10 protein-coding genes are annotated in these 17,138 nt (G+C 43.6%); 3 read left to right on the top strand and 7 right to left on the bottom strand.

What is annotated here, in order from left to right:
* Positions 1–14 precede the first annotated feature (14 nt).
* From BS614_RS13705 to BS614_RS13695, 3 genes are all read right to left on the bottom strand, one after another.
* Positions 15–827 carry a hypothetical protein gene (locus tag BS614_RS13705; RefSeq protein ID WP_074094405.1) on the bottom strand — a complete coding sequence of 271 codons (813 nt, stop codon included), beginning with the start codon at positions 825–827 and terminating at the stop codon, positions 15–17.
* A complete protein-coding gene (locus BS614_RS13700) occupies positions 824–1,807 on the bottom strand; it encodes an ABC transporter substrate-binding protein (RefSeq protein WP_074094404.1) in 984 nt (327 codons plus the stop codon). The genes BS614_RS13705 and BS614_RS13700 overlap by 4 nt, the downstream gene beginning before the upstream one ends.
* Before the next feature lie 108 nt (positions 1,808–1,915).
* Positions 1,916–3,517 (bottom strand): AraC family transcriptional regulator, encoded by a 1,602-nt coding sequence (locus tag BS614_RS13695; protein ID WP_074094403.1) that lies wholly within the window; start codon positions 3,515–3,517, stop codon positions 1,916–1,918.
* Positions 3,518–3,947: 430 nt separating this feature from the next.
* Here BS614_RS13695 and BS614_RS13690 point away from each other — a divergent pair, with 430 nt between their 5' ends.
* The 3 genes from BS614_RS13690 to BS614_RS13680 all read left to right on the top strand — a co-directional run bounded on the left by BS614_RS13690 (position 3,948) and on the right by BS614_RS13680 (position 5,441).
* Positions 3,948–4,367 (top strand): MarR family winged helix-turn-helix transcriptional regulator, encoded by a 420-nt coding sequence (locus BS614_RS13690; protein ID WP_074094402.1) that lies wholly within the window; start codon positions 3,948–3,950, stop codon positions 4,365–4,367.
* Positions 4,368–4,396: 29 nt separating this feature from the next.
* Positions 4,397–5,047 (top strand): nitroreductase family protein, encoded by a 651-nt coding sequence (locus tag BS614_RS13685; RefSeq protein WP_074094401.1) that lies wholly within the window; start codon positions 4,397–4,399, stop codon positions 5,045–5,047.
* A gap of 97 nt (positions 5,048–5,144) precedes the next feature.
* Entirely contained in the window at positions 5,145–5,441 is a 297-nt protein-coding gene (locus BS614_RS13680; RefSeq protein ID WP_074094400.1) for a putative quinol monooxygenase, read from the top strand.
* Between the two features lie 171 nt (positions 5,442–5,612).
* Here BS614_RS13680 and BS614_RS13675 read toward each other — a convergent pair whose 3' ends face one another.
* The 4 genes from BS614_RS13675 to BS614_RS13660 all read right to left on the bottom strand — a co-directional run bounded on the left by BS614_RS13675 (position 5,613) and on the right by BS614_RS13660 (position 16,865).
* Complete coding sequence (locus tag BS614_RS13675) at positions 5,613–6,962, bottom strand: FAD-binding oxidoreductase (RefSeq protein WP_074094399.1); 1,350 nt, start codon at positions 6,960–6,962, stop codon at positions 5,613–5,615.
* Between the two features lie 194 nt (positions 6,963–7,156).
* On the bottom strand, positions 7,157–7,684 hold the full coding sequence (locus BS614_RS13670; RefSeq protein ID WP_074094398.1) for a MarR family winged helix-turn-helix transcriptional regulator: 528 nt from the start codon (positions 7,682–7,684) through the stop codon (positions 7,157–7,159).
* Positions 7,685–7,728: 44 nt separating this feature from the next.
* A complete protein-coding gene (locus BS614_RS13665; RefSeq protein ID WP_074094397.1) occupies positions 7,729–8,538 on the bottom strand; it encodes an alpha/beta hydrolase in 810 nt (269 codons plus the stop codon).
* A 278-nt stretch (positions 8,539–8,816) separates the two neighbouring features.
* Positions 8,817–16,865, bottom strand: a complete 8,049-nt coding sequence (locus BS614_RS13660; RefSeq protein WP_074094396.1) for an immunoglobulin-like domain-containing protein — start codon at positions 16,863–16,865, stop codon at positions 8,817–8,819.
* Positions 16,866–17,138: the final 273 nt, after the last annotated feature.

The following is a 17,138-nucleotide window of genomic DNA, read 5'->3' as shown; positions in this document are numbered from 1 at the left end:
ATAAGAGTGTCTGTTCACTGCTGGAGAAGTTTGCGCAATCGGGATTCCGAATCCAGCTTCGGACAACTATTACAATATGCATGTGCGTGATTGCCGCTCCCAACCTGATATGCCAAACAACAATATCGGCGTATCAGGAACGGCGGTCCCTGCCACCCGGAATGTTCGAAGCACTGTAGCTCACTGGCAAATGTACATGCATTATCGTTTTGTCGATCCAGCCAGAGGCTTTGATCTGCTTGAATCTTTGCAAGCCGTTCATCTGTCTTCCATATGCTCTGATCATTGATCATACGTACATACAGTTGTTGCACATTATGCACAACTAAAGACCACATCACCTTATCGCTCGCTCCTGTACTAACGGCTACTGCTCGCAGAACAGGTTCCAGATGTAGCAGCACTCTTTTCTTGAGCAAACCACTCTCTGATCTGCGCTGAACAGGATCTCCACCCTCCAACAAGGTTCTCTTAAGCCGAGTCTCATATCGCATGCCACCTGCTCCATTCAATTCAAACCGCACATCATCGTCTGCAATGCTAAGTATAGTATCGTATAGACTGAAAGCTGAGATTACGGACATCACAAATACGGAGTAACGTTTGGCAAAAAGTGTACCGACGGCCACACTTCCTTTGCCGCCCAATTGAAGCCCTTGCTGCACAGCCTGTTCACGCAATATCAAGTTTCGTTTCTCTTCATTCAGCAGATCTTTCACATGGAAAGGATACTTGGAATCATCACAAGTCGCTTGGATCGTCGTCACAAAAAATTGCTGTAACGCTTCCGACATCTCTGAATAATCATGTCTTGGATAACGTCTCATCTATTAATCATGTCTTCAATTTCGTTGATAATCTCGCTTCGCCCAATCGCTCCCCAGCCCTTAAACAACCAGAACGAGTCTGTCGTATAGACCTGATCTGCGCCAACAGCCGGTACTCCCTTCCAGAGTGAGCTTGCATTGATGTTGTTTAAATACTCATCGGCATTGGGGTCAATCTCCAGAACTACAAAATCAGCATCCACATCTGCAATCTTCTCCATGGACAGGTCCTCACGTTGTTCGGCAGGTGTTACAGCCGTTGGCACAAATCCAAGATCATGATACAAAAGTGTGTTGGTTGGATGTCCTTTTGCCGCGTATATTTGCAAGGTCTTCTCTCTTACACGCAGATAAGCCAACTTTTTTTGATCCAGTTGTTCGATCTTCGCTTTTAGTTGCTTCGCCTGCTGCTCTACCTCGGCTATCTTTTCTTTTGCCAGATCCACTTTGTTGTACATCCCGGCAATGGTCAACAGATCCTGTGTCCAATATGTTGAATCATCAGCATAATCCAGCCATTCGGTACCAAGTACAATCGTTGGAGCGATTTTCTCCAACTGTTCATACGTACTCTCCGCAGTTCGACTCTCAATAACGATGACATCCGGATCAATCTGAAGGATAGCCTCCAGGTTAGGACTGTCTGCCGACCCTACCGTTGGAACGCCGGTAAGCTGATCTGCAAGGTAAGGCAAATAATCTCCTTCGTAACGAACTTCTACATTAACGCCTGCTGGTTTCTCACCAATCGTTAGCATGTGATCGATGTAAGCAGCAGATAATACCACCATACGCTCTATTTTTTGCGGTACAACCGCTGTTCCTTTAAGATGCTCAATCGTTTGTGTACCACTCTCTTCCACAGGTGTATCCTGTTGCGGAGGCGTTGCTTCTGTTACTTCTGATGCCTTGCTACATGCCGTCAGAACGAGCACAAGCAGGGCCAACAGTATCATCGTTGTTGCTCTCTGTCTTACCATTTGTAGTAAATCCCCTCTGCTATTTAATAATAATAATCATTATCACTATAGTAGGGAAAAGCATACAGGCTTACCATGGATTATTCCACTCTCTTCTCTTGCACAATATCACCGTAAGGTAACCCCAAGTTGCTCTGCAACATATCGCATGGCCCACATGCGTCCGGTGGGACCCAGCGTTTTGAAAAAAATATCTCCTGCATTATATACATGGCCTTCTTGAACAGCCTTTAATGCAAACCATGCACTGGATTGCTGTAATTGCCTCAGTTGAGCACATGCCTCTTCTGTGGGATCGACCATTACAAACACATGATCCGCGTCGTATAACTGCAAATCGCAAACTTTACTCTCTACAGCCCACTGTTGTTCCGGAAAATCACGAGGCAAATAAAATCCCAGATCATCATACAATAGGGCCCCTGTCTGATTGTTCAATCCATACATTCGGTAGAAATGGGAAGTCACCCGGATGAACATGGCACTCTGTTTCCCCCACCTCGATTGAATCCGCCCTCGAAGAACCCGGCTCAGTTCAGCATGTTGTTCTATCCACTGTACAGCCTGTTCGGTGCGGCCCATAATGTCCGCCATATACAGAAGCCTCTCCCCAAAATGGTTGGTGTGCTCTAGCATGGTGGTAGGCGCGATACGGTTCAGGGAGTCATTTGGCTCCAAACGATCACTTGTAATGATCAGGTCCGGTTGGACTCGCCTCAAATCATCATAGTTCTGATTGAAGCTATCCAGAATAAGTCCCTGATGACTGTGTGCTTGAAGCGCAGGTATGGCAACATGACGAGCCACTCTCTGACCATAGGATAAAGCGGATACTGGCCTCAAACCGAGCGTTATCACATAATCGTCCAACCCGTAATACAAGGTGGCGATGCGATTCACTTTATTTTTCATATACAACGTTGGGGCGATTCCTTCGTTTTTCTTGAAAACTCTGCTGAAATAGTGCTCGTCCTTATAACCCACTTGCTCCGCAATTTCCTTGATTTTATCTGAAGAAAATAACAGCTGCTTGGCCTTTGCCATACGTAGTTTCAGGATATATTCAATCGGGGTCATATTTAATTGTCGTTTGAATGTTCTTATAAAATGATTCACACTGAGCCCTGCCATGCGGGCCATCTGATCAATTCGAATGTCTTCCCTATACTGATGCGTCATATAATCAAGTGCCAAATCCATCCCCGCTACAGGGGGTGTTGCTTCATTCACGTGCATCATTAACTGAATCAACAACTGATGCAAAAGATGTTTCCTGCGCGTCTTTTCCAGACTCGTAAACGAGTGTTTTCCACTCACCAGGGTATCCATCATCTCCTGAATATCACGTGTATTGGAAGGAACATTAAGCTTGCCCGTCACAGGGAGATCAAATGCCTCGGTATGCCAAGCATTCTTACGCCGGGTAAGTGTAACACAGGAAAATAAAATGATCTGATATCGGACAGGTGCTTCCATATCCGTCTGAAACTCCACATGCATTCCTGGCGTCAACAAAAACCACTCGTCTTGAGTTACCGTATGTACAATGTTATCCATAGACAAAGATCCCTTGCCCGCGATGACCCTGCAAATGGCGAACCTTTTCCAGATCCGACGCTGAACAGCCCCCGGATTGCTAGAGTAATGGCAGACGTGGACAGCAGAGAAATGTAGTTGCTCCAGTTGTTTGATCCAATCATTTTCCTCCATGATGACGTCACCTCCCTGTTTGGATCGAACCCTGTAATCGCCTGATTAAAGCTGATCGTAACCAGCTGCAATTCCAGTTAATATGGATCTTTTCCATACTCAATTCCCTTTATTATAGATAGATTGATAACAATTCTCAATAACATACACAATCAATATTAACTTGCCCATTTGGACAACATATACGGACTGCAACGTAACATAGCGGGATAATAACGCTAGAATCAGCAACATTTTCTAACATGTTGCAAAATCATAAAAGGCATGATATATTAATTGAGCCATCAATGATTGACGCATCAAATATTGATACATCAATGATCGAGAGCATCCAAATAATCATTAGGCAATGGCATTGTATACTGCAACATTAATCATTGGTTAACATACGCCGTTGTTCATGATTCAGATTCACCCGGGAGGTCTAGTCATGACACGTATTGTTTCCAAAGAAGAACAAATCATCAATCTGTTGAACGTGTTGGGTAACAAAATCAGTCCCAAGTTCGAACGCTGTACAGGTATCAGTTCCTCTCGCTTTGAAATTCTGCATGAGCTGGATCAGGTAGATGAGATTAACCAATCCATGTTGCAGAAAATCATTAACATTGATAGTGCTGCGATTACACGCCACTTGAAACAGCTTGAGGCAGACCTGATGGTTACAAGACGTAAGAACCCCGATGATAATCGGGTAACTTTTGTTCGTTTGACGGACCACGGTCGGAAGCAGATTGAAGGCTACAAAGCTGAGAAGACCAATTTTATCAACCAGATTTTACAGGATTTCAGTGAAGACGAAGTTCAGTCACTCGCCGATTTCCTGGAACGTATGCAAAACAATTTCTAAACCCATATATATAGAGGAGAGATCCATTCATGAGTACAATTCAAAGCAAATTCCAAAAAACCAATGATTTTAACGAAATTACCTACGGTCGTCGTTCTGTTAAACTTTACGATCCTGAAGTGAAAATCAGCCGTGAAGAAATGACTGAAATTCTGTCAGAAGCTTCCCGTGCACCATCTTCGATCAATTTGCAGCCTTGGCGTTTTCTGGTTGTTGATACGGCTGAAGGTAAAAAAAAGCTTGCTCCACTTGCAAGATTTAATCAAAATCAAGTGTTGACTTCCTCCGCAGTCATTGGCGTATTCATTGACATGAACAACGTTGAATACATGGATGAGATTTTTGGTAAAGCTGTAGAACTTGGTTACATGCCACAAGACATTAAGGATATGCAGCTCAAAACCGTAATGCCTTATTACGAAAAGATGGCTGCTTCCGATCTTCGCGACGTTAACCTGATCGATGCTGGCCTTGCTTCCATGCAATTGATGCTTGCTGCACGTGCTCATGGTTATGACACCAACCCGATTGGTGGTTATGAGAAAGATCAAATCGCAGAAGCATTTGGCATGGACAAAGAGCGTTATCAACCGGTTATGTTGATCTCGTTCGGTAAATCGGCCAAAGAAGGTCACCCTTCTTACCGTCTGCCTGTAGAAACAATCACAACTTGGGCATAATATCAGGGACGGTTTCCCTGTAAGTCACGATTATACTGGTCAATAAACATACATTCTTAACACATTCCAAACAAAGACAATATGGAGGTTTTACATTATGATTATCATTCACGCTCATCTGCAAGTTAAACCGGACCAAGAGCAAACATTCCTCGCAGCTGCGAAAGAACTGATTGCTGCTACACGTCAAGAAGAAGGTAACATCAGCTACGATTTGGCAAAAAGCACAGAACGCGAACAACAATACACGATGATCGAGCTTTGGAAAGATGAAGCTGCTACAGCTTCCCACAACACCAGCGCGCATTTCCAAGCTTTTGTTCAACAAGCAGCAGCATTCATGGCCGCTCCAATGAACGTTGAAGTATTTGCTGGAGAACAAGTTAAAGCTTAATAGCGCTTTAACTGCCATGCGTATTTAACATGTGAAGAAACCGCTCTTGGTCATATGACCGAGGGCGGCTTTTTATTTTTCTTTTGAAAATAAGTTCACTTCAACAAAAAACACGCCAATTAAGGCGTGTTTCTTCACTCATTGAAGAGGCATTGAACAAGTGAACATGGACTACACGATCCGAGCAGGAGTAATGCTTTGCGGATTGTTAAACACATTTTTTGGGTCATACTTGGCTTTGACTCTCCGCAGTCTGGCATAGTTGGCTCCGTAGTACACTGGACCGGAATTCTTGATCCCTTGGTCTGGAACGTTGATATAGGAACCCACAATGTATGGTTGCAATTTCTTGCGAGTATTACGAGCGAGTGCGATATTTTTGGCGGCATGGGATGGTTTGAGCCACGTACTGGTCCATTCCACATAGAACTTCTCTTTACGCCAGAAGAAGGCGGTTGATCTAGGTGATTTGCGACTTACTGCTCCGCCCCAGTTGAGGAAATAGAATCCGCCTGGCCCCTCTTCCAAGTTCTCCAAAAATGCGCGCATCGATTTGATGGCTTTGTCAGGGAATGGTTTCTGTCCAAAACCGGACGAGAACTGGTTGCTATACCGTTGAGTCTCGGTCGGATCAGGTTGTAATAAGAACTTCACAACTTCCGTGTAAGGTAACAAACGAACAATGGAACTTGTCGGTGTGCCAACACTCGTAATCGGCTGCAATAGACGGAGTGCCTCTGTTTTTGACCCTAGGAACAGCCCCTCCATGACGACATTGCCACCCTTTTTCGGTCCAATGGACAACTCGCTGCCCAATCTCGTATCAACTGAGGGAGCCCACCTCTGCCATACTTTAAGTACCTCTTCGAATTGAGACCATGGCCAGTTAATTTTAAATACAGTCGCCTTCGCTGGAGCACGGCGCACTTTGAATTTGTAACGAGTGTATACTCCGAAGTTACCACCGCCTCCTCCCCGCGAGGCCCAAAAGAGATCTGAATTACGATTTTTATTGGCCCGAATCACTTTTCCTTTGGCGTCCACCATCTCTACCTCAAGCAGGTTATCACTGATAAGACCGATGGTACGCTGGAGAGGCCCAATTCCCCCACCTAATGTAATTCCACCGATCCCGACAGTAGGGCTGTCACCAAAAGGAGCTATGAATCCTTGCTTGGCAAGAGTATTCGCAATTCTCCCTACTCGGTTACCCGTACCCACAACAACCGTTCCATTTTTTTTATCAAGTTTGATGGAATTCAGATCACTCACATCAATCACGATACCGCCATTCACTTGGGAAAGATTCACTTCCAGCGCGTGTCTGCCACTCCGCGGACGAATCGGAACATTATTCTCACGAGCCCATCGGATCGCGTTGGATACATCCTTCGTCCGTTGGGCAAAAACAAAAACTTTGGGAAATCTGTCCGTATGCGGGTCCCAGTTCTTACGCGCCGCTTCATATCCTGGATCACCTTTGTAAATAACCCGTCCGGTAAGCTTGGTTGATGATTTCACACATCCCACTCCCTGCTGAATAATTGTCCTACAGCCTCTGCTGCATCAAGCACTTTATACTGTATGACGGACATTCGCGGAGGGATTGGGCTGGTGCCCTTAATTTCAAGGTTCGTGTTTCAGAGGACGCAAAAAGGAATTTCCCCCTCAGGCCATAGAACAACCTGGAGGAAAATCCCTTTAATGTCGAAAAACTAGTTTCTGCCCAAATCGGAATCAATTCTGATTAATTTACGTGCTTCCTGTTCCTTTTCACCATACCAGACGAGCACATCGGCAAACAGATCCATGATTCGAACAAAGTTCTGCTTATCCGCTTCTGAAATCTGATCTGCATACTTGAAAATCTCATCAAAGCAAAGCTCCCTTACAAATTCGGTATACTTCGCATATACCTCGCGACCTTTCTCCGAAGGTTTGACGTAAATATCTTTGCGGTTACCGCTTAAATGAAATTTTTCGAGCAGCCCTTTTTCCGTCAGATTCTTCACGTTCTTGGAAAATGTACTGCGGCTTACGCCCAGGCGTGCGGCCATTTCCGACATCTTCTCTTCCTTGTCCTCGGCTTCCAGAATGTATTCCAGCGTCTGAATCTGTGAAGCCGAGAACATCATGTCCGTACCGTAGCTTCGCTGCAGCTTATAAGTGTTTGAGTACGCATTACCGTATTTGATAATTTTCTCAATCAGTTCCCGATGGTCGCCCATCCAATCTAATTTCATGAGTAATCCCTTTCATATTCAGATTCTCTCTTACTCTACTGAAATCAGATCCGTTTTTCAATCCATGTAATTGCTTCTTCAATAACATCATCACGAGTCGGTTCATTAAAGATCTCATGCATCAGATGAGCATAAATTTTGAGTGTTTTATCCGTCGAAGCGATATCGCCGTAAAAGTCACGGGAATCCTTTTCGCTGACCAGCCCGTCATTGGCCCCATGCAGAACAAGTACGGGATCTGTAAACTGCTTGGGGTTCTCCTTGAGCCATGCTATGCCATTTCCCAGACTGTTAAATAAATCTACAGAGATCTGCTTTTCAACCAGTGGGTCATTCGCGTAAGCGGATACAACTGCGGGATCACTACATACGCCACTGCCCAGCTCATTAGGGAAATACGTGCCTATAGGAAGATCCATCGGCAGTTCTCCAGCAACTTTTGTATTGTAACGAGTGAGCGCTCCGGATAGTACGATGCCTTTGACCTTGCCTGGATATTTCGTTCCAAAGGACGAGGTTGCAAAACCGCCCATACTATGTCCGATGACAAACAGCGGAAGATCGCCGCTCTCTTGCAATGCCGCCTCGACAATGACATGAACATCTTCAATAAGATGATCAAATTCTTTATAAAACGTACGCTGTCCCTCGGATCTGGCATGACCACGATGATCGAAGCGATACACGCTAAACCCACGCTGATTCAGCTTCTCTGTCAAATAATCGTAGCGTCCTGCATGCTCAGCTAGTCCGTGTACAATAACGACAACGGCTTTTGCACTTTCCACTGTATCCTTGCTGAAATAAAGCTGTGTACCGTCAAAGGATTGAATCCTTGTCTCGATTTTAGTCATCGTTTCCCCGTCCTTTTTGTGATGTCCAAGCTTAAGCTCCGAGAGTTCATTTCCTCCGCCCCACCATGGACACGCTTATTATTATTATTTCCCTTAAAAATAATATTGTTTCTTACAGAAACAATATATCATCCGACATGGCTGTTGTCTACATCAATTTTAAAGCGATTCCAAATAAAACTCACTGATTAAACAGATAAAAAAGTGGACGGAACAAGTTCTTCCGCCCAACTTTTTTATCAGAGTGAATCAATAGAAACTGCCTATACATAACGTGTCTACATCAAACCCAACAGATTATAAATCATCACTGCTGCTTCTGCACGGCTGGCATTCTTCTTCGGTGCAAACTCATCGTTACCTACACCGTTTATGATGCCTGCTCCCTGGATTGTCTCTACCGCTTGCTTCGCATAACTTGCGATGTGTGCTTCATCCTTGAAGGCTGTAGCTTCACCACTTGCTAACGCCAGTTGCTTCATTTGGATCGCCTTGTATACCATAACCGCCATATCTTCTCGCGTAATGTTCTCATGAACTCCGTATCGTCCATTTGGTTTCCCATTCACAATCCCCAGCTTCTGCGCGGTTGCGATATTTCCATGGTACCATTCTCCTTGCTTCACATCACTAAAACTTGTCGTTGCGCTCTCATCCGATAGCTCAAACATATTCATCAGCATGGTGATGAATTCTGCTCTTGTCACTTGACCATTCGGATTAAACTCGCCGTCGCCTACACCCTTCACAATGCCTCTTGCTCCCAATGCTGAGATCGCATCCTTCGCCCAGTCTTGGGTCACATCCTTAAAGCTCGTTGCAACATACGCTATCGTATACTTGCTTAGATACGTTGGCTTGAACTCTACTTTTCCTGTCGCTGCATTGTATTTACCATTCGTCACCACTCTTAGCGCTCCGTTGTCCTTCACATCGTATACGACGACGTTGTTTGGATTTTCGCCAGCCTTTAGTGTATATGGCAATTCAATCACGAGATCATCTCTGCCATCAAACTCTGTAAGTTTCTTACCATCCATCGTTAGCTCGATATCGTATACGACCTCACCGTTCAGCTGAGCTTGTGCACCAGCTGGCAGTTGATTAGCTGCGATTTTCTTAATCGACAATCCTAACATTTTCCCTGCACTTGTTCCTGTTCCAAGCAGTTCGGTTGCTACTGTTACGACTGCAGAGCCTGTGTTGATCTCGATGCGATCTACCGTAGAAGATCCACTTGTTAAACGCGCATCTACGGCTAGCTCAATCTTTAGCCCGTTCAAGCTTGCATCAGCTTCAACTCGCATGTGTAGCTTACCTCCTGTCGTTTGATCAAGCGCATGCTTCATTGTATCTGCACTTAACTTCACTTCAGAAGTACCGCTCTCATTTACAACTGGTTTAATGTTTATTTGGCCGTTGTCCATGACCACTGGCTCACTTCCACCTGGAGCTGTTGGTACTGTAGGTGCAGGGATGTTACCGTCACCGCCACCATTTCCATTACCACTGCCTGGTGCTTGTGGTGTTCCATCAACCGATGGTGTTACCATAACCGTAGCGCTAGATGATAAACCACCATCCACTGTAGTTACTGTAATCCTTGCTGTTCCTGGTGCCACCGCTGTTACTTGACCTGTCGCACTTACAGTCGCTACAGCTGTATTGCTTGAGCTCCATGTTACTGCTTTTTTCGTTGCATTAGCTGGTGTTACCGTAGCTGTCAATTGCCCTGATTGACCTTCTACGATTGACAACGTTGTTTTGTCCAAGCTAATTCCGCTAACGGGTACGTTCTTCCCATTGAGTGCATCATACTCACTTTGTGTAATTGGAATTACCGTTCCGTGACGTGGACTAGCTGGTAAGTTGTAGTTAGAAGATAATGTCCAGACACCTGATGCAAGATTGGTTGTCTCGAATGGAACATAACCTCTTCCACCAAACTCATCTACGAATAAATACCATTTTTTATCGGTATTCGATTTGAAGATCGTTGGACCCTCAACCCATTTCATATTACCTACACCTTGATTAATCATCTTGAAGGCTGGATCCAAGATCGAGTTACCAACCTCTTGGAAGACCATCTTGCCAAATGGAGCAACAGTTCCGTTGTCTTGCTCATCCTTCGTAAATCGATACACTTTTCCATCATGCTCAATCATCGTTGTGTCAATGATGGAATATCCATAATCCAAATATACTTTCGGTTCAGTAAACGTATAGAAATCTCTTGTCTTGCTATACATCATTTTTTGATAAGCATCACCTGTATGGGATGCATCATCAAACATTCTTGATGCCCAAAATACGATATATTCACCTATTGTGTTGTCGTACATAATTTCTGGTGCCCATGTATTACCCGCTTCTTCCGGTGCAACCTCTACCATGCGTTGATCTGTCCAATCGACTAGATCATTCGATTCCCAAACCATAATGGAACGACTGCCCCATGTGTGTGCTCTGCCCCAGTTACCATTGCCGTTAATTTTCAGATCGGTAGCGATCATGTAGAACTTATCACCTTCAGGCGAACGAATAATGAACGGATCACGTACACCCTTCTCCCCTAAGGTAGAGGTCAATACAGGTTTACCATTATTTAATTCTCGCCAGTTCAACGGATCATTACCGTTACTTAGTGCAAAGTAAACTTGCTCCCCTGTTGCAGTACCTTCTCCAGTGAAATATGTGAAAAAGTATCCCGCATATTTTTCATCAGCAGGCAGTTCCTTCACCTTCGCAATGAATTCCTTCGTAGTGGATGCTGAATTCAACTTAATCGTAGCTGTAAGCTTCACATCTACATTTCCACTACCGTGTACCGGACGTTTTACTTCTCCAGTAACTGAAACGACGTTTGGTTGTGCAGAAGCCCAAGTAATCGTTGTTCCATATAGACCAGATGTTGGTAGTGCGATATGACCTCTTACATCATTAATGTTATGAACGACTAGTGCTGCTTTTGCTTCATCTACAGAAGTGACATCATTTGGCAATGCCTTAACCGTCAACTGAAAAGTTTTGTTAACTGTCTCTGTACCATCTGTAAATACTGCTGTTAACGTTACAACTTGATCACCTGTTGCGTTAGCTGGTCTAGTTACGGCACCTGTAGTTGAGATGACATTCCCCTTATCTGAAGTCCAGCTTATTGTCGTGCCATAAGCACCTGATGTTGGCAATGTTACATTGCTTATAATCGTATCTTTTGATGCATTAGCAGCAAGAAGATCATGAATCGTTAATTTCTCTGTCGCAGCCGATACAAGCATGCCCTCCATCAAAGCAATCTTCTGATCTGCATGAGCCTTAAGTGATGTAATATCTGCCGCAGTCATAGCACCATCATAGATTTGGAAGTCTGCAATCAAACCGCCGAAGTAAGGATCAGCTGTATAGAATGACTTACCGATGGTTCCACTACTGCCTGAAGTGTTTTTTATTTGTTCTAGTGTCATTCCATTCGTTGAGCCTGATGCAACAGCAACACCATCAATATAAAGCGTTAGTGTACCATCCGTGCCTGAAACAACAGTCGTAACTACTTTCCATTCATTATTCTTTAAGCCCGTGGTAGAAGCTGAAGACTCATTATTCCAAGCATTCGTCGCGATACCAAGGCGAGCTAGACCGTTAGCGTTATAACGTGGTGTGAAATACGTATAGTGCGTATTATTGTTTGGTCTTCCTAATGCATATAACCACTCGGCAGCGTTTTTACCGCTCCAGTTCACAATGGAGGAAACGGTCATATCCGTTAATCCACCGAGAACTCCTTGTGGTAGTTCTACATAAGAGTTCGTTGTGCCACCAGTAAAGCTTAGTACACCAGCATCTTGAGTACGAATCCATTCTGCTTTAGACGGATTCATCCATTTTCCGTTAAAGTTTCCTGTTTGGTCAATAACCGTTGCACCATCGATATCATTCATATCGTAGTGAAGAATGAGCTCTGCCCCAGGTGGCTGCTCTACTGGAGGAGTAACGTCTTCATCAGCTAATGTTGCAATCTCTTGAACGGATAATGCACGATTATAAATACGGAAATCATCAAATTTACCATCAAATAAACTATGAGAGCTGTTTCTCGATTTACCAATATAATTCATCGTTGTTTCCAGTAACATTCTCGGCTCAACGTTAAATGTCGAGCTACGTTTAACCTCTTGACCATTCACATACAATACGGCATCGAATTCATCCATTGTAATGGCAACATGCTGCCAAGTCTTCGTGGGTAATAACCCGGAATTTCTCACCGCATATTTATATTCTGATCCTAGTCGCGTGCTGTCATTGCTAAATTTCTCTGTAAAAGGTGTTACCACAGCAAACTCTAGACTACCTGTATCACCTTGTGTGCTCAAGTACATCGTGTTGCGATTAACCTGTCTACCTGTTTCGGAAGCAAAATCAAATATTCTTTGATTTGCTTGATTTCTGTCCATTTGAACCCATGTAGAGAACGTAGCCTTCTCCAGATTCAAGGATTGAATCAAGTTATCTGGCAGCTTCACATATCCTGTTGATCCATTAAGCTCTAATGCACCACCCGTTTTACCGATACGATCCTCTTCATTAATCGTTGCTCCACCTACTAGTGTTGCGTGATGACCATTACCAGAAATGTCATTCAACGTTGTACCATTTACTGTATCTTCATCAAATGAGTAATGTACAACCGGGTCTGTTGATGGTGCTGGACCTTTCCATGCATACTTCTCTTGCAAAGCATCATACTCTGCACGTGAGATTGGAATTACCGTTCCGTGTCGTGGTCCTGGCGGCAGTGCATATTTATCACTACTTAATACATTGTTCATATATTGCGTGCTACTATCCAGATCTGTTGTATATCGGACATGATATGGCCATGAATCAAGGAACAGATACCATTTGTCTTTTTTATTATCTTTAAAAATCGTCTGCCCTTCGTTGTTTCCATTATTTCCGATCAAGCCAAGTTTATTATCACGTGTACCCGGAACAGCGTTGTATTGAAGGCCGTTTGCTGCAATACCGTCCTTGTCATAATAAAAAGTTGGTGCTTTCTCCACATACACTTTAGTATTCACTTCTGATTTGGTGAATCGGTACAACATATCATTATGCTCAATAAACGTTGTATCAATGGTCGGAAGTGACTCATCAATCATGACCTTTGGCTCAGAGAAGTTGTAGAAGTCTCTTGTTGTTGCGTAGTACATCACATTGTACTGACCTGCAGGTCTTCCGTTATAATCACCGTATGTCTCTGTGTTTTTCATCGATGATGCCCAAAATACGATATACTCTCCAGTTACTGGATCATAGATCGCTTCTGGTGCCCACGTATTTCCTCCAGTCTTAGGAGCAACCTCGATCATACGCTGCTCGCTCCAATGAACGAGATCTTCCGACTCCCAAATCATCATGTAATGACTACCTGTAATTTGAGCTTGGTCGAAATTTGTACTTTCGCCCATTTTCAAATCGGTTGCCAGCATATAGAATTTATCCCCTTCTGGTGACCGAATAACAAATGGATCTCGAAGTCCTTTTTCACCCATATCAGATTGAAGGATCGACTTACCGTTATTCAAGCCTTTCCAGAACAATGGATCTTCTGCTGTAGCGAAGGATATCTCTTCACCACCCTCATATTCACCTGTAAAGTACGCAAAAAAGTAAGCATCATGCTGCACTGGCGCAATTGCTTGTTTAATCGTAACGTTAAACGTAAGCTCTTTAGAAGCTGCACCATTTGTAATTGTAGCTATTAGCGTAACGGGCGTATCCGTAGCTTGACGGCTTACCCAGCCTAGCTGTGTAGCGTCACCAGCCGCTTCAGCCGTTCCTTTCACAACAGCCGGTTTGCTAGATACCCATGTAATTGTGGAGCCTTGTTCACCTGTAGCAGCAAGACGTAAGTTACCTTTAATATTGTCAGCATTGTAGATCTCTATTTGTTCAGCGTCCAGATCAACCTTCTGCTGATCATCGAATTGCTTCAAGATGGTAACAGGGAATACAGCTGTAGTTGATATGCCTTGATACGTTAAAGTAGCCGTAAGCTCTGCCTGAACATTACCTGCTTGAACAGCTGGACGCTGTACCGTGCCATGATTAGAAATGACAGTAGGATGACTGGAACTCCAAGTAATGCACACGCCGTTTTTACCGTTTGTTGGTAATGCAACGTTTCTCGTTATCTTATCGGTACTCTTATCGCCTTCACCTAAGTAACGACTGATGTTAAGTTGATTCGCTGCATCATCAACAGTGAGCTGACGTATTTTGGAGATGTGAGTTGCTCCTTCTTGTTGATATAACTCGCCTACTTCTTGCTCCGTCAACGCGCGATCATATACTTGAAAATCAGCTACGCTACCTTGAAGATATGGATCGTTTGAGAAGATTGATTTACCGATAAAGCCAGAGAAAGTAGCATCCGGATTAATAATTTCTGACAGCTTTAGTCCCTTTGCATTACCCGAAGCAACCTTAACTCCATCCACGAATAACGTTATTCTATTGCTAGCTTCGGACAAGGACACCGTTACATGCTTCCACTGTCCACCGATAAGGTTTGAGTTTGCGCTACCTGTAACTAATGCTTCGTTCGGCCAGCCATTTTTAGAGATACCTGTAGCAATCATATTACCTGATCCGCTACCGTGACGTGGTGTTACGAAGAAATATTTGTTCGTTTCTGGTGTTAATACAGTACCCAAACCGAAGATCCAGCGATTCGTCCCATCATTCGTCCAGTTCACGATTGAAGATACTGTAATCTCATTCAGACCGTGTAGTAGATCTAGTCCATTTGAGCCTTTAGGAATCTCAACATGCCCACTATTAGATGTAGAGCTTCCACCATTGAAGGAAACAAATCCAACCTCACTGTTTGAAATGAATTGTCCATTGTTTGGATTTCTAAATATTCCGTCAAATGTAACTGCCTTATTGGCAACATCCTTCAGTACGAGTTGACCGTCTACTTCTTCGGTCGTTTTCATGTTGTAATGAAGAATAAGATCATCTTGTAGCGATTTTCCCTTAACGGTAACGGCTGATGTAGCTGTAAACTCTCCATCTTCCGTCTGTACCGTAATTGTGGCTGTACCTTCACTAACAGCTGTAACTTTACCCGTTGAATTGACAATCGCTACACTGGAGTCACTAGATGCCCAGATAACTCTTTTATTTGTTGCATTTGAAGGTGAAACAGTAGCCACTAATATCTCGCTGTCCCCCACTGATAAAATAAATGTAGGTTCATTTAGCAAGACACTCTTAACGGCAATCTGCTCAATAGAGTCATCCTTAGGTAGTAAGGTAACAATAAACTCCTTCGTTGCCTGGCTTCCACCTAAAGAAATGGTTGCAGTTAACGTCACTTGTTGCTCCATTTCTCGTAAGAACACTTCCCCGGTTGGACTAATCGCACTCTCATCACTAGAAGTCCATGAGATCATTGCGCCATTCTTATCTTCAGTAGGTAGTTCAAGAGATTCTGTAACTGCCGATATGTCTCCTAACGTTAGCTCTATTTTGCCTTGTTGTACTTGCTTTTCATTAAACGATTGTTCATATACTACAGCGATATCTTCATTATTTAGTGCCTCTCCGTAAATTCTTAAATCTTGAAAGCTACCCGCAAAAGTAGCATCCCCTAAATAATTGGAGCGACCGATGTAAGCATGCAAATCCGTACCAAAACTTGCTGTTGTTTTCTCTTTGGCGGTCGTGCCTATACTTACACCGTTAATGTAACCTGTAATAGAGCGTTCTGTAATGACCGTCGTATAGTGCACCCATTGACCGTCGTACGGTGTCGTTGAAGTGCCTGATACCCCTACCTCAGTCGTCCAAGGCTGGTCAATATTATTGTTATTCGTAAATACTGACTTAAAATCCCCACCTGGATTCGATGGATTAAACATCCAGTAATTCGTTGGCAAGTTATTGCCAGCTGCTGGAGTACCGTAGAATAATGCTGAGTAGTTCCCACTTCCAGTGTTGCTCTTGATCCATACAGATATCGTTGTATTTTCTTGATTATCAAACAAACCAGTAGGAAGCTGAACGTAGTTTGTATTACTATCTGTTCCCCCAGGTAAAGTGAGACCATCGGTGTAAGTAATGTCTCCTACGGCCGTTCCATGCTTTTCATTACCTGATATATCCTGTACATCCTCAAGCAATGGATAATGGGCCAACATCGTTGGTGTTATTGTGTCCGCTGAAGCTTGATTGCTAAATGGCAGAACAAGATTAAACCAGTTACTGAAGGTCATAAGTAAAACTAACATTAGGATTGTAATTTGCTTCCGCATAGCATTCTTCCCTTCGATTAATTTTCAGAAGCATACAACCTATATCTCTCACCTTTAAAACCAGACCACCTCGCTCAAGGAAATAGAGATACGTTTAAAAAAAGAATGCGCTTACATTTCTTCTCATATTACGTCTTCAACACTTCCAATTCAATGTAGTATCTTGTTAATAAGGTGGATTTTTTTATTGCAATTCACGCAAACTTCAACACTATCCCTATACTTCGAAGTAATCGTTTTCATTCTAAATATACTCTATGTTTAAATTAAAGG

It is taken from the genome of Paenibacillus xylanexedens (genome assembly GCF_001908275.1).
In the GTDB taxonomy this organism is placed as follows: Bacteria; Bacillota; Bacilli; order Paenibacillales; family Paenibacillaceae; genus Paenibacillus; species Paenibacillus xylanexedens_A.
This window is presented reverse-complemented; position numbering and strand designations above follow the sequence as displayed.